We start from the raw sequence: 19,721 nt of genomic DNA on the forward strand, positions 1-19,721 counted from the left end.
TATGTGGTTAGCTCGAGGTAAATACGTACTGGGAAGGCTGTTGCACGGGGTGCCAATTATTTTTGCCATCGTCATCGTTAACTTTTTTTTGATAAGACTGGCGCCAGGTGATGCTGCGCAGGTATTGGCAGGTGAAGCCGGCGCGGCAAGCGAGCAGTATATGCAACAGATCCGTGCTCAGTTCGGCCTGGATCAGCCCCTCTACCAGCAATTCTTCAATTACATGAAGAATATTCTGATGTTTGATATGGGGTATTCGTTTCGCCATGGACGCGATGTCGCAGACTTGATTTTTGAGCGACTTGGGGCTACGGCGTTACTGATGGTTGCATCGATGATCATCTCGGTTGGTTTTGGTGTTCTCCTAGGGGCGATTGCTGCCATGAAGGGACGCAGTGTTGTTGGCATTGCGATCATGGTATTTGCAATTGTGTCTTATGCGACGCCGCTGTTCTGGGTCGGCCTGATGTTCATCATTGTTTTTTCGTTGAATCTTGGCTGGTTTCCAACTAGTGGCATTATTACCATTGGCGCAGGGTACGAAGGGTGGCGTTATGTGCTGGATGTGGCGCATCATCTGGTCCTGCCCGCGGTGACGTTGTCATTTTTCTATATGGCGCTCTACACACGTTTGATGCGTGCATCAATGCTGGAAACTCTTAGGATGGACTTTGTGAATATGGCAAAGGCCAAAGGGCTGCACAAAGGAAAAATCGTACGGCGGCATGGTCTGCGTAATGCTATTTTGCCTGTCTTGACGATGGCAGGGGTGCAAGTCTCGGGCATGCTGGGAGGGTCAGTCATTGTGGAGTCTGTATTTGGTTGGCCGGGGTTGGGACTGTTGGCATATGAGTCCCTATTCGCCCGTGACCTTAATTTGCTGCTGGGGATCTTCTTTTTAAGCTCCATTATGGTGGTTGTCACCAATGCGGTGGTTGATTTGCTTTATACGCTTGTGGACCCACGGATTGAATTAAGGAGATCAAGCCATGGCTGATGAGATGACGCAGCAAAGTACAGTATGGGGGCGCTTCTGGCGTAACCCCAATGCCATCATCGGAATGGTGATTCTGACGGGTATTTTTTCCTTGGTGATCTCGGCACCGTTTGTTTTTCCAGATGGCCCCTTCGAAATGGTCGGCTTGCCGTTCAGCCAGCCTTTTGGTGAGTTCCTGTTCGGTACCGATATGCTGGGCCGTAGCGTTGCTGCAGGTATTGCGTATGGCGCGCAGATCTCGCTTTTGGTTGGCACTGTATCCACGCTGGTGATTGTGCTGCTTGGCACAGTGATTGGCGGACTGTCTGGTTACTATGGTGGTCGCGTCGATACGTTGATGATGCGCATCACGGAATTTTTTCAGACGATTCCTAGCTTCATCGGTGCAATAGTGATCGTGGCGGTGCTGGGGTCAACATTGACTCATATTATTGGTGCGATTGCTATTGTTTCCTGGGCGCCTCTGGCCCGCTTGGTGCGTGCCGAAGTTATCCGAGTCAAGAACGCAGAGTTTGTTCATGCCTGTGTCGCTTTGGGAATGAAAGATCTGCGGATTATGATGGTTCAGGTTCTTCCCAATGTTCTGTCTACTATTACCGTGGCTGGTTCTTTGATGGTAGCCACAGCTATTTTGTTCGAGTCTGGTCTCTCGTTTTTGGGCCTGGGCGACCCGAACGTGATGACCTGGGGTTTTATGGTTGGAGCTGGCCGCTCAGCTATCCGTACGGCGTGGTGGATGGTGACCATACCTGGTATTGCTATTTTGTTGACGGTGTTGGCGATCAACCTTACGGGAGACGCTTTGAACGAAGCACTTAATCCGAGGTTAAAGCAATGAAAGCGCAAGCGACACTTTTAGAAGTTCGGGACTTGCGTACCGAGTTCCGTTTTGCTCGGACGCAGTGGTTTCCCGTGGTAAATAACGTCAGCCTGGAGGTGGCGGCGGGAGAGACGTTAGCCGTAGTAGGAGAGTCGGGTTGTGGCAAAAGTATGCTGGCCTATTCGATTATGCGGCTACTGCCCGATCGGATCGCACGTCCCGCTGGTGGACAGATTCTGTTGTTAGGCCGTGACCTGGCAAGTTTACGTGAAGATGAAATGCGCAAGGTTCGCGGAAAAGACGTGTCTATGATTTTTCAGGAGCCCATGACCAGCTTAAACCCGTTAATGACAGTGGGACGGCAGGTGGCCGAAAGCGTCATCGAACATACCGCATGTTCCTTTGAAGCTGCTCATAAGCGCACGCTGGAACTGTTTGATCTGGTCGGTATACCAGAGCCGGGCAAGCGCTTCGATCAGTATCCTCACCACCTCTCAGGTGGAATGAGACAGCGAATAGTCATTGCGATTGCTCTGGCGTGCAACCCTAAGGTGCTGATTGCTGATGAGCCTACTACTGCGTTGGATGTGACAATTCAGGCCCAGGTATTAGAACTGATCGACCGTCTTAAATCGGAAATGGGTATGGGTGTAATTCTAATCACTCATGACCTGGGTGTCGTGGCCGAATGGGCTCAGCGTGTCATGGTGATGTATGCCGGTAGGAAGGTCGAAGAGTCCGATTCAGAGTCATTTTTCCAAGCGCCAAGTCACCCGTATAGTCAGGCTTTACTGGCCAGCGTTCCGCGCCCAGACATTGAGGATATGGCCGATGTGCACGAGTTGGCGGAAATTCCCGGTGCTGTTCCCCCGTTGAATCGTTTGGGGGCAGGCTGCACTTTTGCCCCGCGATGCCTCAACTCCATGGGTCGTTGTCGCCAAGATGTGCCAATGCTTACGGAACAATCTGACGGACGTCAAGTGGCCTGTTTTAACCGCAAAGCTGGAACGCTGTTATGAAAGATAATGCTACGCCTGTACTGAAAGTAAAAAACCTAGTTAAGCACTATGCCACTAACGCTGGCACGGTGCGAGCGGTTGATGATGTCAGCTTTGTGGTTAATGAGGGTGAAACCCTTGGTGTGGTTGGGGAGTCAGGGTGCGGGAAATCGACCATGGGCCGTACGCTGGTCCGTTTGCTAGAGCCGAATTCGGGGACAATTTCTTTCATGGGTCAAGATATTACCCATGCTTCGCGTGCCTCACTTAGGGAGGTACGACGCGATATACAAATGGTTTTTCAGGATCCTTACGCGTCGCTGAATCCTCGGCGTACGGTGCGTCAGATCCTGGCTGAACCTTTTGATGTTCATGGGATAGGTCGTCGTTCTGACCGAGCTGTTCAGGTCAGCGAATTGCTGGATCGTGTTGGCTTGCACCAAGAACACGCTGACCGTTATTCTCATGAGTTTTCCGGAGGTCAAAGGCAGCGGGTAGCGATCGCTAGGGCTATTGCTTTGGAACCCAAGGTTGTTGTGTGTGACGAGCCGGTTTCTGCATTGGATGTGTCGATTCAGGCACAAATTATTAATTTGCTGAAGCGTTTGCAGGCGGAAAATGGACTGGCATATGTGTTTATTTCACATGACCTGTCAGTTGTGGGGTATCTAGCCGACCGGATCGCCGTGATGTACTTAGGCGAGATTGTTGAAATTGCGTCCAAGTCATCAATGTGGGAAAAGCCTTTGCATCCTTACACTCAAGTGTTGTTTTCGGCAATTCCTGTCGCTAAGCCGCCTAGCGTCCTGCGACGACACCGTCAGACCTTGATCGGTGAATTGCCTAGTCCTATCAACCCGCCTCAGGGTTGCCGGTTTCATACACGTTGCCCGCATGTAATGCCAAAGTGTTCGATGCAGCCGCCAAAGCTGAAAGCTGTGGCGGGTGGTGAGGCAAGAGGCCATCAGGTTGCCTGTCACTTGTATGAGTAGGCCTTCTTTTTATTTGGTAGATGATGCTATGGATATGACCCAGGACAACCTAATTGCTAATGTGGCAGATGTCACGAGCGAGAAAACCCAGACGTGGGATGTTTCCAAGCCAACCACTGGAATTGGCGATTCGGTAAAACGCACTGAAGACGAGCGATTTGTAGTGGGTCAAGGTAGATACGTGGATGATCACCATTTCCCAGGGCAGCTGTATGCCCGCTTTGTGCGTTCACCTTATGCCCATGCGAACATAGAGGGTATTGACATTAGCTACGCCATTCAATTGCCGGGGGTCGTGGCAGTGTACACCGGCCATGATATGTTGGCTGATGGTGTTGGAAGTATACCTTGCGGTTGGCTGATTCACGACGCAGAAGGTAATCCGATGGCTGAGCCTCCTCATTATCCGCTTGCGATCGACAAGGTTCGTCATGTGGGCGAACCTGTGGCCGTTGTGATTGCTGAAAGTCTGATTGAGGCATTGGATGGCGTGGACGCGGTGGATGTTCAGTATGAACACTTGGATGCAGTGGTCAGCACTGAAGAGGCTGTGCGTCCCGGAGCACCTCAGGTATGGGATCATGTACCCAATAATATTTGCTGCGACTGGCACTTGGGTGATCAAGTGGCAGTAGATGCCGCCTTCCAGATGGCGAAACACGTTACACGCATCGAACTAACCAATAATCGCCTCGTTGCTGCGCCCATGGAACCTCGTGCGGCTATCGCTATATACAGTTCCTCTATGCAGGAAATGACGCTTTACACTACAAGCCAAAACCCGCACACGATCCGCTCCATGCTGTGTAATACCGTGCTGAAAATGCCGGAAAACAAAATGCGAGTGATTTCACCTGATGTTGGCGGTGGCTTCGGCACAAAAATATTTTTATACCCTGAAGAAACAACGGTGAGCTGGGCTAGTAAACAGCTGGGTAGGCCAGTGCGCTGGACATCAGACCGATCTGAATCATTTTTGACCGATGCCCATGGACGTGACCACCGCACCGTAGCCGAATTGGCTATGGATGCGTTCGGCAAATTTCTGGGTTTACGCGTGAAAACTTTGGCGAATGTGGGGGCATATCTGAGTAGCGGCGCCACCGCGATTCCCACGTTTTATTATGCGCCCCTGCTGTCAGGTGTTTACCGTATACCGGAAATTCACTGTAATGTGGTCGTCACGTTCACCAACACAAATAGTGTTGATGCCTACCGTGGAGCAGGTCGCCCTGAAGCCACCTACGTCTTGGAGCGCCTTATAGATAAAGCAGCGCGGGAGATAGGGCGGGACCGAGTGGAACTGCGGCGCCAAAACTTTATTCAAGCTCATGAGTTTCCCTACGCCACTCCAGGTGGGCTGGTTTATGACTCGGGTGACCACGAAGCGACTTTGCGCGTTGCACTAGAAAAAGCCGGCTGGAACGACTTTCCGGCTCGTCAGCGTGCTGCTCGTGAACGTGGCATGTATCGTGGAATTGGTATTTCTACATACGTGGAGATCGCCGGTGGTTCGCCATCCAAGGTCCAAGGTCAACTGGGTTCTCGCGGTGGACGTGCTGAATCGGCCCAAGTGCGGGTACATCCCAGTGGCGCTGTGACCGTCTTTAGCGGATCTCATAGCCATGGTCAAAGTCATGAAACTACGTTTGCGCAACTGGTGTGTGATCGTTTTGGTGTGTCGATTGAGAAAGTTAAAATTATCCAAGGTGATACTGATCAGGTGGCGTTTGGGCGTGGTACCGCCGCATCTCGTTCGTTGGTGTTAGGGGGGTCGGCAATTGTAAAAGCCATGGACAAAATCCTGTGCAAAGGCGTTCGTATTGCTGCTCATTTGATGCAGGTGGCAGATGATAGCGTTACCTTCAAAAAGGGGGTGTTTCACACAGATGTGGGCTCCCGCACAGTCAGCTTTGAGGAGGTAGCTCGCGCCGCTTACACCTTGCACGATTATCCCATCGAAAACGTTGAGCCCGGCCTAGACGAGATCGCCTTTTACGACCCCTTGAACTGGACCTATCCCTGTGGTTGCCATATTTGCGAACTGGAAATAGACCCCCAAACTGGTGTGGTCGAACTTATCCAAATTGTCGCCGTTGACGACGTGGGTACCGTGGTGAACCCTATGGTGGTGCATGGCCAGCTACATGGAGGTTTGGCCCAGGGCATTGGTCAGGCATTGTACGAGCGATGTGTTTACGATGACTCGGGACAGTTGTTGACGGGGTCTTTCCAAGATTATTGCATGCCACGTGCAGATGATCTCCCGAATTTTAATATTGCAATAGAAAGTACTCCTTGTGAACACAATCCACTCAACGCTAAGGGTTGTGCGGAAGTCGGTTCGGTGGGGATTCCGCCGGCGATTATTAATGCTGTGTTAGATGCTCTGAGTGATCTGAATGTGGAAACTATTCAGATGCCAGCGACCGCTTTGGCGATTTGGACGGCTATTCAGGAAGCCAAGGCAAGGGGGAAAGCTTAGTGAAGGAGAAGTAGCACGAAAACACCTTGTTAGTACTTTTTGCAAGAATTGCGTTACCTGTTTATTTTTTATGGACATTTTATGAAATACATTTCCGCCCACATTAAAGCTGCTCAAGTGTTCCACGGCTATTCCGAAGACCGCAAATTGGTCATTGACGATGTACCTGCTGATGGTTTTGTTGAAAAGTTGATTCAGATTGACCGTATTCTGTCCATTACGGCTAACTACATTTTCATCAAATGCCCGCACGATACAGTGCAGACTTGGGAGTACAAAGGCGGCTTTGATGCAATGAAAAAACGCCTATTGTCGGCAGGGCTGCTCATTGATTGACGCCTTGTATCAATAAATGAGTTCTGATCTCGTGGTGGATCGACGCTTTATAAAGAAAATCGTATGACTATTTCACTTTCTTTAACTGTTAACGGACATACAGTCGACCGGGTCGTCGATCCGCGAACCTTGCTGGTCCAGCTGATACGCGACCATCTGCAACTGACCGGCACCCATGTCGGGTGCGATACGGCGCAATGCGGTGCTTGTACTGTTCATATGAATGGTAAGGCAGTCAAAGCCTGTTCTATGTTGGCGGTGCAAGCCCAAAATGCCGATGTTGTTACGATTGAAGGGCTGGGCAATGAAGGCAACTTGCACCCCATGCAAGTTGCTTTTCGGGAGTGCCATGGCCTGCAGTGTGGCTACTGTACACCTGGGATGATTATGTCATCGGTGGACTTCCTGAAGAATAATCCTGAAGCGACAGAAGCTGAAATTCGAGTGGGGTTGGAAGGTAATATTTGTCGGTGTACCGGCTATCAAAACATTGTTCGTTCTGTACAGCACGTGCAGGCTGGCGGACAGCAAGGGACTGAATAGTTATGTACTACTTTGAATATGAACGACCAGAAAGTCGGGCTCAAGCGGTGCAATGCATGCAAGGTGATGCACGTTATCTGGCTGGCGGGCAAAGCCTGATTCAGGCCATGAAGCTGCGCCTTTCAGCCTCAGAACGACTTGTTGACTTGGGCGGCATAAGCGACCTCAAAGGCATACGTGTTGATGAGGGTCGTGTCGTGATCGGGGCGATGACGACCCACGCTATCGTAGCGCAATCGTTTGATGTTAGAGCGGCTATACCTGCGCTTACCGTTCTGGCTGGGGGCATTGGCGATCCAATGGTGCGTAATATGGGTACCATCGGTGGTTCGTTAGCGAATGCGGATCCGGCGGCATGTTATCCTGCGGCTCTTCTGGGGCTAGGCGGTATTGTGCATACCGACCGGCGCGAGATCAAGAGTGATGATTTTTTCACGGGGCTTTATGAGACAGCTTTAGAACCCGGGGAGTTGATTACTGAATTAAGCTTTCCTATCCCCGAACGGGCAGCTTACGTTAAGTTCAAACAGCCAGCTTCCCGCTTCGCGTTGGTCGGTGTTTTTGTTAGTAAGCTCGGTGGGGCCGTGCGGCTTGCTGTGACGGGGGCTAAAAGCACAGTATTTCGTCAGATAGATATGGAAGACGCGCTGTCGCATCATTTCCATCCCGACGCCGTTACATCAATTGATGTGGATGTAGTGGGTATTAATATCGACATGCATGGAACTTGCCAGTATCGCGCTGACTTAATACGCGTAATTGCCGCTCGAGCGGTCGCCCAAGCATTGGCGTAAATCTGGCTTTGGGCAAGCGGTTTGCTTGGCATTTCTTGATACATATCTGATTAGAGAGAAATACGGATGGAAATAAAAGATGAACGACTGATTCCCGGATCATTGCAGGCGACTTGGGATGCCTTGAACAATCCTGATGTGCTGAAGGCATGTATTCCTGGCTGCGAGTCGTTGGAGCGCGAAGGCGACGACGGCTTTAATACTTTGGTAGCCTTAAAAATTGGTCCTGTTAGTGCACGTTTTAAAGGGCGTGTAAAGCTGACCAACATCCAAGCACCTCGAAGCTATACCCTGAACTTTGAAGGCCAAGGGGGGGTGGCCGGCTTTGGTCGTGGCTCAGCTGATGTGGAGTTGCTCGAAGAAGGCGAGCAGACTCTTCTGAAATACAATGCGACGGCCCAGGTTGGGGGGAAAATGGCGCAGCTGGGGTCGCGTCTAATCGACGCTACGGTTCAGAAATTGACAGACGAATTCTTCAGCGCATTTGAAAAACATACGAAGGAAAATAACGTTGATGCTAGTACAGTTCAGATTCAAGTTGAAAAAGCCGACGCTGTTGCCCCTGTAAAATCCAGAGCATGGTGGATTGTTGCAGCAACTGTTGTAGTAATTCTGGCGTGGTTGTTTACGGCGGAATAGGTAATACCAACTAACTTTTCTGCTTACCAACGTCCAGACAAATGATGACTTACAACTGGTATGGGTGAAGGTCATCGTTGAGACTTAGAGATCACGTTTTGCCTAGGCTGTTGCATTGCTCTTCTCCTGTGAATAAGATGCTTGCCGTTTGCCTGTTTCGGTCAGACTCCCTATATATTATTTAGGAGCTTATGTGCGCCGACTATGAGCAGGGGAGAGTGTTGGCAGAGTTAAGTCTGGTGGCGAGCGTTCCGCACATCATGTTTACGCTGATCTTTGCAACGTCATACAACACACCGTTCCAATTAATAGGCTGATAAGGGACGGCTCAAGGATCCACCGGTTAGCAGAGCGTTAGAATTAGAGTAAAAAGCAAGAAACGGAGTTGGATTTGGAAAACCTGGATGTTATTGTCTTGAAGGCAATTTCTGACTGGCGCGCTAAAGGGCAGGCTGGAATACTTGTTACGGTTGTGCGTAGTTGGGGTTCGTCACCACGTCCGGTCGGCTCAATAATGGCGCTGTGTGAAGACGGTGCGGTGATTGGATCGGTGTCGGGTGGCTGCATTGAGGACGATCTAATCTTTCGCCACCGCTCCACGGAAGACACATCGTGGCATACGCGAACGGGTACTGAAAGGCTTGTGTACGGAGTGAGCGCAGACGAGGCTCATCGTTTTGGATTGCCCTGTGGTGGCACCATTGAGTTGCTCGTTGAGTACAACCCTTGTGCGGAGCAACTAGCACGTTTGATTCTTTATTTAAAGAATGGCAAGCTGGTCAGACGCACCGTCACTCTCGAAACGGGTGGTGTCGCGCTTGAAGTGACTGATTGTCCTACCAGCTTGATGCTTGATGACACGGTTTTGGTGGCAATATTTGGACCGGGATACAGGATGCTGCTGATTGGTGCTGGTCAGTTGGCAGCATGCTTAAGCACCATGGCATTGTTTTCAGGCTTTACTGTTACTGTGTGCGATCCCCGCGACGAATACACGTGTTCCTGGGCAATCGAAGGTGCGATCGTTACGTCAGAAATGCCCGACGATGCCGTGATAGCTTTCAAGCCTGACCGACGTTCCTGCATAGTAGCGCTTAGCCATGATCCAAAACTTGACGATATGGCCTTGCTTGAAGCGCTACATTCGGACGCGTTCTATGTGGGAGCTATCGGTTCGCGGCGTAACCAGAATACACGACGCGACCGTATGATCGAGTATCTTGATCAAACCGAAGAAACGATGCGCAAGCTGCGCGGACCAGTAGGGATTTATATTGGCAGCAAGACGCCGCCTGAGATTGCCGTCAGTATCATGGCAGAGATTATCGCAGTCAAGAATAACGTTGTGCTGCATCAAGATTTCAATGTGCGCATCGCAAAAGATAATTTAGGTGTTGCCGTATGAGCATCATGAAGAGAGCTGTCACGGCTCGGTGTGTGTCTGATGGCATTCCCTGTAGTGTGTTCGGGTAGCACGGATAGGTCGTTTCATATCACTAGTATTGCGCGGGTAGCTTGAGGTATGTATAGGCGCTTACCGCAAAAGCGGGTAAGCAGTCCAGCTGCCTTACGGGCGTATAAGCGATAAGGTGGGGGGATATGTTTGCTTCTTGGTGAAACTTACCACCAACATTAATGCTCAAGAATTCATTTTCAATGAGGAAATGAGTAGGGCCTTCCATTATGGAAGGCCCTAAATTATGGCGCGGCTGGCAAGATTCGAACTCACGACCCCTTGGTTCGTAGCCAAGTACTCTATCCAACTGAGCTACAGCCGCTGTGAGAAAGTAACTATAACATGGGTGTTTTTGAAAGTCACGCAAGTTCGGCGTTTTTTTATATTTCCTTGCTCTACGTAAATGTCCTTAGCGCTTAGGACGCGTTAACCTTTATTTTTAACTTACGCTGTTTATTGAGGCTGAGTACACTGTAGGATTGTTTCAACTCTGTCTACACAAGTGAGGTTTTCATGCTGAAAGGTAAGCGTGCAATTGTAACGGGCTCTACAAGCGGCATAGGTTTGGCTATCGCTGATGCGTTGGCAGCGGCTGGTGCTGATGTGGTAATTAACGGTTTTGGTGCGGCCGACGCTATAGAGCAAGAGCGCCTGAGCCTAGAAAATAAGTATGGTATTAAGGCTTATTATCTGAATGCTGACTTAAGCCAAGCGCAAAGCACACGTGATTTTGTGCAGCAGGCAGCCGAGCTTTTGGGTGGATTGGATATTCTTGTGAATAACGCCGGTATACAGCACACCGCTAATGTTGAAGATTTTCCCACTGAGCGTTGGGACGCCATTATTGCCTTGAATCTTTCGGCAGTATTTCATGGCGCAGCGGCGGCGTTACCTATCATGCACAAGCAAGGGGCAGGGCGCATCATTAATATTGCCTCGGTTCACGGTTTAGTGGCATCCGTACAGAAGTCTGCTTACGTGGCCGCCAAGCATGGCGTAGTAGGCTTGACGAAAGTCATTGCCCTGGAAAACGCACAAAAAGGCGTCACCTGCAATGCCATTTGCCCAGGTTGGGTGCGCACATCCTTGGTTGAAAAACAAATTGAGGCGCTAAGTGTTAAGTTGGGTGTAAGCATAGAAGAAGCCGCGCGTGAGTTGCTGTCTGAAAAGCAACCTTCTTTGCAGTTTGTCTTGCCTGCTCAATTAGGTGCCGCCGCCGTGTTTTTAGCTTCCGATGCGGCCAGTCAAACTACAGGTACCACACTCACTATGGATGGTGGGTGGACAGCCCGCTAAGCGGTGTTTGATAACAGTCAGTACATGGCAGGCTCCTAGTGTGTCTGCTTTTTTAGGAACCTTATGTCTATGTTGTTGCTTTTATCGCCAGCAAAAAAGTTAGATTACGATTCCCCTGTGCGCACTCAGTTGCATTCTCAGCCATTATTTATTGAGCAAGCCCAGAGCTTAATTGACATTTTGCGTACCAAGTCGGAGTCGCAAGTGGCTGAGCTCATGAAATTAAGTCCAGCTCTGGCTCAGCTTAATGTGCAGCGTTACGCCGAATGGCAAGCGCAGTTTGATGCCAGCAATTCACGTCAGGCGATATTGGCGTTTAACGGCGATGTGTACGAGGGTTTGCAGGCTGATACGCTCAATGACCAAGCATTAGAGTGGGCACAGCAGCACGTGCTGATGCTTAGTGGTTTGTATGGTGTGTTGCGCCCTCTAGATTGGATGCGTCCTTATCGGCTGGAAATGGGCACCCGTTTAGCTAATCCGGCGGGCGCTAATTTGTATCAATATTGGGGTACGCAAATCGCTGAGTATTTAAATCAGCGCCAAGCGCAGCAGCCTGATCCGTGGATACTAAATCTGGCGTCTGAAGAGTATTTTAAAGCGGTAGATAAGAAGGCGCTAAACGCAAAAGTGGTGCAGTGTGTGTTTCAAGATCAAAAAAATGATCAGTGGAAAGTCATTAGTTTTTATGCCAAAAAAGCGCGTGGCTTAATGGCTCGCTATGTGATTGACCAGCGTATAGAAAGTATCGAAGCGTTGAAGCATTTTGCTGTCGATGGCTATGCCTACACGCCCGAGTTGTCCAGTGCAGATAAGCTGGTCTTTCGTCGGCCCGAGCAGGTGGCTTAAGCAGCCAGGCCGCGCTCTTGCGCCTCTTTGGGTGGGAGTTGCGGCCCTACGCTGTACTCTAGGCCGCGCATGTCTTGACGTATAAGTTGTGCCGCTTTGACCATTTGGCGTATCGGGTAAGCCAACAAAGCGAGCTCACCTTCCGTTTCAATCGACCCCGGAGCGCTTGCATCCTCGATCGTCAATAAGGTTTGAATGGCGTCCAGCGATTGCCCAATGCCTGGCGGAACTTCTTGTAAGGTGGCAAGCAGTGGCACAGCAGCGCTGATTTGGGATGCCAGTACGTGGTTTTGAATGAGTAGGTTGTTCAGTAACGAGACGTTGCGCTGACGTCCTACGGGCTCATCCATCATGCGATAAAAAGCGGCTGCAAAGTTGCTGAACGCAATGTGCACGTTTTTATTGCTTAATTGCCAAGAGGTATCAGCCTCCATGAGGGCGGCTTCTAGTTGAGCTAGCTCAGCTTGAGCTTGTTCAGACGAGTCTGCATGCGAGGCTTGTAGGCGGGCTTGACTGTGTGCTCGGCTCAGTCGTGCAAACTCTAAGCCTGTATGCAGGTAGTCGCGGTTAGCAACCAAGGCTTGTTTGGCCAGAGCGTCTAGTGAATTAGCCTCCCAACTGGGTAAGAGGTAGCTGGCAGCCATGGCAATGCCGCAGCCTATTAGTGTGTCGACAAGACGTTCGCCGATAATAAATGTGCCGCCAGTGGAAAGAAACTGAAAAGACAGAATCACGAAGATGGTGTTAAACAGCGCCGATAGCATGTAATTAAGCTGCACGAGGCTATTGCCCAGCAAATACGCCAGCAGCATAATACCCAGATAAACTTCGCCGCTATCAGTGAGCTTAAAAAGTAAAAACGCACCTGTGCAGCCTATGACTGTACCGGCTAGACGCCACCCATTACGCTGGCGCGTGGTAGCAAAGCCCGGTTTCATAATGACCAGTATGGTTAAAATAATCCAATAACTGTGGACGGTAAGGGCGCTGATAAGGCCTAGTTTGTCATGAAAGTGGGTACTTAGCGCGCCTAGGCCTAGCGCACACAACACTGCCACGGTGACGCGAAGGGCATATCGGCAATGAGTAGACTGTAGCCGTAGGTTGCTTGTTAGCATGCCTAGCCGTATGTCTTCGCGTGACAAAAAGCGGCTTAAGGATTTGCTCATGTATTGGTCTACTGGCATGTTTTGGCTGGCTCTACGGGTGTTGTTAGCCATGTGCTCGACAATCCGATTCACGTTCCGTAGGCGCCTTAATATTTGTACTAGCAAGGCATAGGTTTCAGGGTCATTGGTAGGCATGCCTTGATTCCTATGTTGCTCTAGCTCGTACTCCATGGCACGGATTTCTGCTTTTACACTAGCCCGGCGGCGGGTATGTAAGCTACGCGCTACATTCATGGCGATGTTGCCCACATCGATCGATAACTTATACAAACCGTCGTGGGCAAAAAACATGAAGTCGGTGTTACCCATTTGGCGACGTAATAAGGTGTAATCGGTATAAGTGGCCACGAGCGAATCCAGCACGCTGACCATATTCAAATACACAGTCAGCAAGGCTTGTTTGTGTTTATCCCCACGTCCCGAACCGGTGGGCAGTTCGCGTAACACCATGTCGCGTGCCGCTTGGTGCTTATCCGTCATATCCGCTTGGATTTTGATCAGCTTGCGATAGCACTCATCTAGGTTGGTGTCCGAGTTATAAAACTCGGAACGCGTAGCGATGTACTCTGCGGTAGCCGATAAGGCTACCGCTAACGTCTGCCGCTCCTCGCGAAACCAAAAAAGTTTGCGAAATAAGCGGCTAAATAAGTAATAGCTAAGACCGCCCCCCAGAGAATACAAGGTATGCAGCAGTATGTCTTGGGGCTGCATGGGGAAGCGCATAGTCAGCGTCATTAACAGCAAGCAGGCAAATCCAATTAAGCCGCCGCGGCGCCCAAATACAGACAGCATGCTGTAGATAAAACACAACAGTGGTACACAGAGCAGAATCAATACGGGAGAGGCCGAGGCTAACCCAGTAATCGCCACAGTGAAGGTGCCAAGGATAATCCCGCCTAGCATTTCGTTGTTACGATAGCGACGCGGCCCTCCGGGCTGATCAATAATTGCCACGCACGTAGCGCCCATCGACGCAATCACGCCTAGGTCATAGTGACCGAAGAAGCGTCCTAGGATAATGACGGGCAGTAGCACACCGAGCGATTGACGCAATCCGCCCAGCAAATAATGACTATAAAGAAATTGTTTAATTTGTGGAATGGGTGCTGCCATGAACACTCCGCCGGCGCCTACATGAGAGTGTGGGTCAAGGTGCTGCCGTCAATAGCGCAGCTTATTTGTACTTTACCAACAAATCTAGTTGCCCGTATAGCCGCAAAGCGGTAAAGTACGATGAAGTATTTACTCTGTATCCTGAGCAAATCTGCTAGGCTCTGTAGCCCGGGCTATCCGCCCGGTTTTTTGCGCCTCATAACTTTGTTGCTGGCCGCGTTACAAGCGTGTGTTGCCAGAGCTTCCGTTCAAGCTATCGCGTAGAGCTACTATTACGCACGCACTGCATGCTGAAGAGCGCAGGTCGGGCAGCTATGTGTCCAGGTGGTGTGATCCTGTGGATCATGAAGCGCTGGATCATGTGGTTGTTGTCGACTCAGGCTCAGACTGAGAGTCGATCAGTATGTCAGAGCAAGACCTGAAAGGAATAAAATATGTCTGAATTAACTGGCGCGGAGATTGTAGTACGTGCCTTGGCTGACGAAGGTGTAGAGCATATCTTCGGTTATCCAGGCGGTGCTGTTCTCTATATCTACGACGCAATTTTCAATCAAGATCGTATTCAGCATTTGCTGGTACGCCATGAGCAGGCTGCGGTGCACGCTGCTGATGCTTACTCACGCTCATCTAATAAAGTTGGTGTGGCACTAGTAACTAGTGGGCCAGGTGTGACCAATGCGGTCACTGGTATTGCTACGGCTTATCTAGACTCCATCCCTATGGTCGTTATCAGTGGACAGGTTTCCACACAGGCTATAGGTGAAGATGCTTTCCAAGAGTGTGATGCTGTAGGCATTACTCGTCCTTGCGTTAAGCATAACTTTTTAGTGCGCGACGTACGTGACCTTGCAGACACCATACGTAAAGCATTTTATATCGCCTCTACCGGCCGTCCAGGCCCAGTACTGGTGGATATTCCCAAAGATATAACTATCCAGACTTGCCGCTACTCGCCCAAGCGTAGCGAGGTCAAACTGCGCTCCTACACGCCTGTTACTAAAGGCCATTTAGGGCAAATTAAAAAAGCAGTGCAGATGCTGAATGCTGCCGAGCGCCCGCTGATTTATGTGGGCGGTGGCGTCGTACTAGGTAATGCCTCTGATGAGCTGATTCAGCTCGTGAAAGAAACCGGGGCACCGTGTACTACTACCTTAATGGCCTTGGGTGCCTTTCCTGGTACAGCGGATCAATACATTGGTATGCCAGGCATGCACGGCACCTACGAAGCCAACATGACCATGCAAAACTGCGATGTACTGGTCGCAGTAGGTGCACGCTTTGATGACAGGGTAATTGGCAATCCGCGTCACTTTTCTCAAGTGCCACGCAAGATCATTCATATTGATATTGATCCTTCCGTTATTTCCAAGCGTGTGAAGGTCGATGTACCTATCGTCGGTTGTGTCAAAGAAGTGCTGACTGAACTGAACGAGCTCTATGTGCAAAGTCAGGGCGAGCGCTCTAATAAGCAAAGCCTTACCGAGTGGTGGAAGCAAATTAACACGTGGCGTGCCCGCGATGCCTCTGCTTACGCCCGTTCCGACGAGCTCATTAAGCCTCAGTCCGTGATTGAGGCGTTGTGGGAAGTGACTGGTGGTGATGCCTTTGTGACCTCCGACGTTGGCCAGCATCAAATGTGGGCTGCTCAGTATTACAAGTTCAATAAACCCCGACGCTGGATCAACTCAGGTGGTTTAGGCACCATGGGAGTAGGGTTGCCGTATGCCATGGGTGTACAAATGGCCAATCCTGGTGCTGATGTAGCAGTCATTACGGGGGAAGGCTCTATTCAGATGAATATTCAAGAGCTTTCCACATGTAAGCAGTACCGCTTAACACCTAAAGTACTGTGTTTGAACAACCGTTACTTGGGCATGGTGCGCCAGTGGCAGCAAATCGATTATGGCTCACGCTATTCTGAGTCTTATGTCGACGCGTTGCCTGATTTCATCAAACTGGTAGAAAGCTACGGCCATGTGGGTCTAGAGATTGATCGCCCCGCTGACGTGATGCCAGCCATCAAAGAGGCCTTTACTCAACATAAAGACCGCTTGGTATTCCTGAACATCATTACAGATCAAACCGAGAACGTGTTTCCCATGGTGAAAGCCGGGCGCGGCTTGACTGAAATGTTGTTGGGCCCAGATGATCTATAAGGAAAGAAAATCATGAAACACGTAATTTCTATCCTTCTGGAAAACGAGCCCGGTGCGCTGTCTCGTGTCGTCGGTCTGTTTTCGGCACGTGGCTACAATATTGAAACCCTTACGGTTGCGCCAACAGAAGATGAAACCTTGTCGCGTATGACTATTGTTACTCAGGGTTCTGATGAGGTGATTGAGCAAATCACCAAGCATTTGAATCGCCTGATCGACGTGGTTAAGGTGGTGGATCTGTCCGAGGGGCCACACATCGAGCGTGAGCTGATGCTCATCAAGGTGCGCGCAGTGGGTAAAGAGCGCGAAGAGGTCAAGCGTATGGCTGACATTTTCCGTGGTCGTATTATTGACGTTACCGACAAAACCTACACCATAGAACTAACGGGTGTACAGGAAAAGATCGCCGCCTTCATCAATGCGCTAGACCGTGCCTCCATCTTGGAAACCGTACGTACCGGGGTTTCGGGTGTTAGTCGTGGCGAGCGTGTACTGAAGCTTTAATCTCTTTGCCTACACACGAATTTCGTAGTTGCTTACGCCCATGTGCGTAAGCAGGCAGAATTGCAGTAATACAATTATTTGGAGCATGAATTAAATGAAAGTTTTTTACGACAAGGATTGTGATCTTTCCCTGATCAAAGGTAAAACAGTTGCTATTATCGGTTACGGTTCACAAGGTCATGCGCATGCCTTGAACCTGCACGAGTCTGGCGTAAAAGTAGTGGTAGGCTTGCGCAAGGGCGGCGCCTCTTGGAACAAAGCTGCTAACGAAGGCTTGAACGTGCAAGAAGTTGCTGAAGCCGTGAAAGTAGCTGACGTAGTCATGATTCTGTTACCTGACGAAAGCATTGCTGAAGTGTATCGCACGCAAGTAGCAGACAATATTCGTCCTGGCGCAGCCTTGGCGTTTGCGCACGGCTTTAACGTGCACTACGGGCAGGTTGTTCCTCGTGATGATATCGACGTGATCATGGTTGCTCCTAAAGCGCCTGGCCACACTGTTCGTGGCACATACCGTCAAGGCGGTGGTGTACCTCACCTGGTTGCTGTGTACCAAGATAAGTCTGGTGCTGCGCGCGATATCGCTTTGTCTTATGCTAGCGCCAACGGTGGCGGTCGTGCAGGGATCATCGAAACCAACTTCCGTGAAGAAACTGAAACCGATTTGTTCGGCGAGCAGGCAGTATTGTGCGGTGGTGCGGTTGAGTTGATCAAAGCGGGCTTCGAAACCTTGGTTGATGCGGGTTATGCACCTGAAATGGCCTATTTCGAGTGCTTGCACGAACTCAAACTGATCGTAGACCTAATCTACGAAGGCGGTATCGCTAACATGAACTACTCCATTTCGAACAACGCCGAGTATGGCGAGTACGAAACTGGTCCTAAGATCATTACTGACGAAACACGCAAAGCAATGCGCGAGTGCCTAGCAGATATTCAAAACGGTGTTTATGCTAAGAATTTCATTTTGGAGCACACCGCAGGTGCACCGACATTGACTTCACGTCGCCGCATCAATGCTGAGTCGCAAATCGAGCAAGTAGGTGCAAAACTACGCGCCATGATGCCTTGGATTGCTGCCAATAAATTGGTAGATCAAACTAAAAACTAATTAGTTTGGCCCGACGACCACTCGTTTTCGTCGGGCAGTGAAAAAAAAGCGTTGCATTACTGATGCAGCGCTTTTTTTATGGCTATTTATACTTAAGGGGTGAGCTTCTTGAGGATTGAATAGCGTGTTTTCGTGGCAGTACTCGCTGGCTGGTCTACAATGCTACTTTAGGTGTCATACACTGGAATAGACGCGACATTCTCTTATGCCGAATTTACCTCTTGACGAAAACCGTCGGCGCCGCAGTATTTACTTATTGCCTAATGCCTTTACCACCGCCAACTTATTTGCCGGCTTTTATGCCGTGGTGCAAGCTATTAATGGGCGTTACGAGATGGCTGCCATAGCTATCTTTTTATCCATGGTGTTTGATGGGATGGACGGCCGTGTGGCTAGGCTTACCAATACTCAGTCTGCCTTTGGTGAGCAGTACGATTCCCTAGCCGACATGGTCGCTTTTGGTATGGCGCCTGCCTTAGTCATGTACCTGTGGGCGATGCAAGACCTAGGTCGTTGGGGGTGGCTGGCCGCTTTTATTTATGTGGTTGGCGCAGCTCTACGCTTGGCTCGCTTTAATGCCAACATTGCTGTGGTCGATAAGCGATTCTTTCAAGGCTTGCCTAGCCCTGCCGCTGCGGCACTGATGGCAGGCTTTGTCTGGTTGGTGGTAGATAACAAAATGACCTTGCTGGGGGCGGCATTTATCCCTTGGGTGGCTTTTGGTTTAACTGTCTATTCAGGGTTGGCCATGGTGTCGAATGCCCCTTTTTACAGTGGTAAGTCCTTTGCCGTTCGACGCAGCGTGCCTTTTTGGGGCATGCTGCTTTTTGTGTTGGTGTTTGTGTTTGTCTCTACAGACCCGCCTTTGGTGCTGTTTGCCTTGTTTTGCGTGTATAGCATTTCAGGTTGGTGCGTAATGTTGTGGCGTTGGCGTAAAGCGCGCGATTTGCGTGTGGCGCGTACTCGTCAGCAGCAGTAGCCAGCGCTAGATAGCACAAACTGTAGTTTTTATAGCTTGGTCAGGCGTAAAATAAGTCAACCTTTCAAGTTTATTCGACTATAATTATCATCTTTGCTGCTGCTCAGTGGGCAGCAGTATTTTATTTTTAGTGTAACCACGTTAGGGCACCTCGGCCTTAACGCCAGTTTCAGAGGTATAAAAAATGGCAGTTGCAGATATCAAGAAAAGCGATATCGTTTCCGAGTTTCAGCGTAAACAAGGTGATACAGGTTCTCCAGAAGTGCAAGTGGCTTTATTGACCGCTCGCATTAATGAACTGACAGGTCACTTTAAATCACACAAAAAAGATCACCACTCACGTCGTGGTCTGTTGCGTATGGTTAGCCGTCGTCGCAAGTTGTTGGATTACCTAAAAGGTCGTAATCCAGATGCGTACCGCTCACTGATCGAAAAGCTCGGTCTGCGTAAGTGATATCGGGGCTGGTTCCCCGCTAGACAACCG

At 50.0% G+C, this 19,721-nt stretch carries 18 protein-coding genes and 1 tRNA gene; 17 read left to right on the forward strand and 2 right to left on the reverse strand.

Annotated elements, in window-relative coordinates; translation table 11 throughout:
* Position 1: 1 nt before the first annotated feature.
* The 10 genes from OSH01_RS12475 to OSH01_RS12520 all read left to right on the forward strand — a co-directional run bounded on the left by OSH01_RS12475 (position 2) and on the right by OSH01_RS12520 (position 10,009).
* Positions 2-997: an ABC transporter permease gene (locus OSH01_RS12475; RefSeq protein ID WP_266124448.1), complete on the forward strand. Its 996-nt coding sequence runs from the start codon at positions 2-4 to the stop codon at positions 995-997.
* Positions 990-1,835, forward strand: a complete 846-nt coding sequence (locus tag OSH01_RS12480; RefSeq protein WP_266124449.1) for an ABC transporter permease — start codon at positions 990-992, stop codon at positions 1,833-1,835. Before OSH01_RS12475 ends, OSH01_RS12480 begins: the two co-directional genes overlap by 8 nt.
* Entirely contained in the window at positions 1,832-2,836 is a 1,005-nt protein-coding gene (locus OSH01_RS12485) for an ABC transporter ATP-binding protein (protein ID WP_266124450.1), read from the forward strand. The genes OSH01_RS12480 and OSH01_RS12485 overlap by 4 nt, the downstream gene beginning before the upstream one ends.
* Positions 2,833-3,807 (forward strand): ABC transporter ATP-binding protein, encoded by a 975-nt coding sequence (locus tag OSH01_RS12490; RefSeq protein WP_266124451.1) that lies wholly within the window; start codon positions 2,833-2,835, stop codon positions 3,805-3,807. The genes OSH01_RS12485 and OSH01_RS12490 overlap by 4 nt, the downstream gene beginning before the upstream one ends.
* The gene (locus OSH01_RS12495; RefSeq protein ID WP_266124452.1) at positions 3,800-6,292 is read left to right on the forward strand and encodes a xanthine dehydrogenase family protein molybdopterin-binding subunit; all 2,493 of its coding nucleotides are present in this window, start codon (positions 3,800-3,802) and stop codon (positions 6,290-6,292) included. Before OSH01_RS12490 ends, OSH01_RS12495 begins: the two co-directional genes overlap by 8 nt.
* An 81-nt stretch (positions 6,293-6,373) precedes the next feature.
* Entirely contained in the window at positions 6,374-6,628 is a 255-nt protein-coding gene (locus OSH01_RS12500; protein WP_266124453.1) for a hypothetical protein, read from the forward strand.
* Positions 6,629-6,691: 63 nt separating this feature from the next.
* Positions 6,692-7,171 carry a (2Fe-2S)-binding protein gene (locus OSH01_RS12505; RefSeq protein WP_266124454.1) on the forward strand — a complete coding sequence of 160 codons (480 nt, stop codon included), beginning with the start codon at positions 6,692-6,694 and terminating at the stop codon, positions 7,169-7,171.
* A 2-nt stretch (positions 7,172-7,173) separates the two neighbouring features.
* The gene (locus OSH01_RS12510; protein ID WP_266124455.1) at positions 7,174-7,965 is read left to right on the forward strand and encodes an FAD binding domain-containing protein; all 792 of its coding nucleotides are present in this window, start codon (positions 7,174-7,176) and stop codon (positions 7,963-7,965) included.
* A gap of 66 nt (positions 7,966-8,031) precedes the next feature.
* A complete protein-coding gene (locus OSH01_RS12515; RefSeq protein WP_266124456.1) occupies positions 8,032-8,604 on the forward strand; it encodes a CoxG family protein in 573 nt (190 codons plus the stop codon).
* A gap of 391 nt (positions 8,605-8,995) precedes the next feature.
* Positions 8,996-10,009 (forward strand): XdhC family protein, encoded by a 1,014-nt coding sequence (locus OSH01_RS12520; RefSeq protein ID WP_266124457.1) that lies wholly within the window; start codon positions 8,996-8,998, stop codon positions 10,007-10,009.
* A 296-nt stretch (positions 10,010-10,305) separates the two neighbouring features.
* Here OSH01_RS12520 and OSH01_RS12525 read toward each other — a convergent pair.
* A tRNA-Arg gene (locus OSH01_RS12525) sits at positions 10,306-10,382 on the reverse strand.
* A 191-nt stretch (positions 10,383-10,573) separates the two neighbouring features.
* Here OSH01_RS12525 and OSH01_RS12530 point away from each other — a divergent pair.
* Both OSH01_RS12530 and yaaA read left to right on the forward strand, forming a co-directional pair.
* Positions 10,574-11,356, forward strand: coding sequence for a 3-hydroxybutyrate dehydrogenase (locus OSH01_RS12530; RefSeq protein WP_266124458.1), 783 nt, complete (start codon positions 10,574-10,576; stop codon positions 11,354-11,356).
* Positions 11,357-11,425: 69 nt separating this feature from the next.
* A complete protein-coding gene (yaaA, locus tag OSH01_RS12535) occupies positions 11,426-12,205 on the forward strand; it encodes a peroxide stress protein YaaA (protein ID WP_266124572.1) in 780 nt (259 codons plus the stop codon).
* Here yaaA and OSH01_RS12540 read toward each other — a convergent pair.
* Positions 12,202-14,487 (reverse strand): FUSC family protein, encoded by a 2,286-nt coding sequence (locus OSH01_RS12540; RefSeq protein WP_266124459.1) that lies wholly within the window; start codon positions 14,485-14,487, stop codon positions 12,202-12,204. The two genes, yaaA and OSH01_RS12540, sit on opposite strands and share 4 nt — an antisense overlap.
* Before the next feature lie 434 nt (positions 14,488-14,921).
* On the opposite strand from OSH01_RS12540, the gene ilvB reads away from it, so the two are divergent.
* The 5 genes from ilvB to rpsO all read left to right on the forward strand — a co-directional run bounded on the left by ilvB (position 14,922) and on the right by rpsO (position 19,691).
* A complete protein-coding gene (gene ilvB, locus OSH01_RS12545; RefSeq protein WP_266124460.1) occupies positions 14,922-16,643 on the forward strand; it encodes a biosynthetic-type acetolactate synthase large subunit in 1,722 nt (573 codons plus the stop codon).
* A gap of 12 nt (positions 16,644-16,655) precedes the next feature.
* The gene (gene ilvN, locus OSH01_RS12550) at positions 16,656-17,147 is read left to right on the forward strand and encodes an acetolactate synthase small subunit (RefSeq protein ID WP_266124461.1); all 492 of its coding nucleotides are present in this window, start codon (positions 16,656-16,658) and stop codon (positions 17,145-17,147) included.
* Between the two features lie 94 nt (positions 17,148-17,241).
* Positions 17,242-18,258 (forward strand): ketol-acid reductoisomerase, encoded by a 1,017-nt coding sequence (gene ilvC, locus OSH01_RS12555; RefSeq protein WP_266124462.1) that lies wholly within the window; start codon positions 17,242-17,244, stop codon positions 18,256-18,258.
* 205 nt (positions 18,259-18,463) lie between these two features.
* Complete coding sequence (pssA, locus tag OSH01_RS12560; RefSeq protein ID WP_266124463.1) at positions 18,464-19,237, forward strand: CDP-diacylglycerol--serine O-phosphatidyltransferase; 774 nt, start codon at positions 18,464-18,466, stop codon at positions 19,235-19,237.
* 184 nt (positions 19,238-19,421) lie between these two features.
* A complete protein-coding gene (rpsO, locus tag OSH01_RS12565) occupies positions 19,422-19,691 on the forward strand; it encodes a 30S ribosomal protein S15 (protein WP_266124464.1) in 270 nt (89 codons plus the stop codon).
* Positions 19,692-19,721 lie beyond the last annotated feature (30 nt).

The sequence above is a fragment of the Alcaligenes endophyticus genome (assembly GCF_026344035.1).
In the GTDB taxonomy this organism is placed as follows: domain Bacteria; phylum Pseudomonadota; class Gammaproteobacteria; order Burkholderiales; family Burkholderiaceae_B; genus Alcaligenes; species Alcaligenes endophyticus.

Bases quoted from the DNA above. Each gene is read 5' to 3' on its own strand.
- pssA (WP_266124463.1), top strand. From the start codon at position 18,464: ATGCCGAATTTACCTCTTGACGAAAACCGTCGGCGCCGCAGTATTTAC.
- OSH01_RS12495 (WP_266124452.1), top strand. From the start codon at position 3,800: ATGAGTAGGCCTTCTTTTTATTTGGTAGATGATGCTATGGATATGACC.
- yaaA (WP_266124572.1), top strand. From the start codon at position 11,426: ATGTTGTTGCTTTTATCGCCAGCAAAAAAGTTAGATTACGATTCCCCT.
- ilvN (WP_266124461.1), top strand. From the start codon at position 16,656: ATGAAACACGTAATTTCTATCCTTCTGGAAAACGAGCCCGGTGCGCTG.
- OSH01_RS12515 (WP_266124456.1), top strand. From the start codon at position 8,032: ATGGAAATAAAAGATGAACGACTGATTCCCGGATCATTGCAGGCGACT.
- OSH01_RS12480 (WP_266124449.1), top strand. From the start codon at position 990: ATGGCTGATGAGATGACGCAGCAAAGTACAGTATGGGGGCGCTTCTGG.
- OSH01_RS12505 (WP_266124454.1), top strand. From the start codon at position 6,692: ATGACTATTTCACTTTCTTTAACTGTTAACGGACATACAGTCGACCGG.
- OSH01_RS12530 (WP_266124458.1), top strand. From the start codon at position 10,574: ATGCTGAAAGGTAAGCGTGCAATTGTAACGGGCTCTACAAGCGGCATA.
- OSH01_RS12490 (WP_266124451.1), top strand. From the start codon at position 2,833: ATGAAAGATAATGCTACGCCTGTACTGAAAGTAAAAAACCTAGTTAAG.
- OSH01_RS12500 (WP_266124453.1), top strand. From the start codon at position 6,374: ATGAAATACATTTCCGCCCACATTAAAGCTGCTCAAGTGTTCCACGGC.
- ilvC (WP_266124462.1), top strand. From the start codon at position 17,242: ATGAAAGTTTTTTACGACAAGGATTGTGATCTTTCCCTGATCAAAGGT.
- ilvB (WP_266124460.1), top strand. From the start codon at position 14,922: ATGTCTGAATTAACTGGCGCGGAGATTGTAGTACGTGCCTTGGCTGAC.
- OSH01_RS12485 (WP_266124450.1), top strand. From the start codon at position 1,832: ATGAAAGCGCAAGCGACACTTTTAGAAGTTCGGGACTTGCGTACCGAG.
- OSH01_RS12510 (WP_266124455.1), top strand. From the start codon at position 7,174: ATGTACTACTTTGAATATGAACGACCAGAAAGTCGGGCTCAAGCGGTG.
- rpsO (WP_266124464.1), top strand. From the start codon at position 19,422: ATGGCAGTTGCAGATATCAAGAAAAGCGATATCGTTTCCGAGTTTCAG.
- OSH01_RS12540 (WP_266124459.1), bottom strand. From the start codon at position 14,487: ATGGCAGCACCCATTCCACAAATTAAACAATTTCTTTATAGTCATTAT.
- OSH01_RS12475 (WP_266124448.1), top strand. From the start codon at position 2: ATGTGGTTAGCTCGAGGTAAATACGTACTGGGAAGGCTGTTGCACGGG.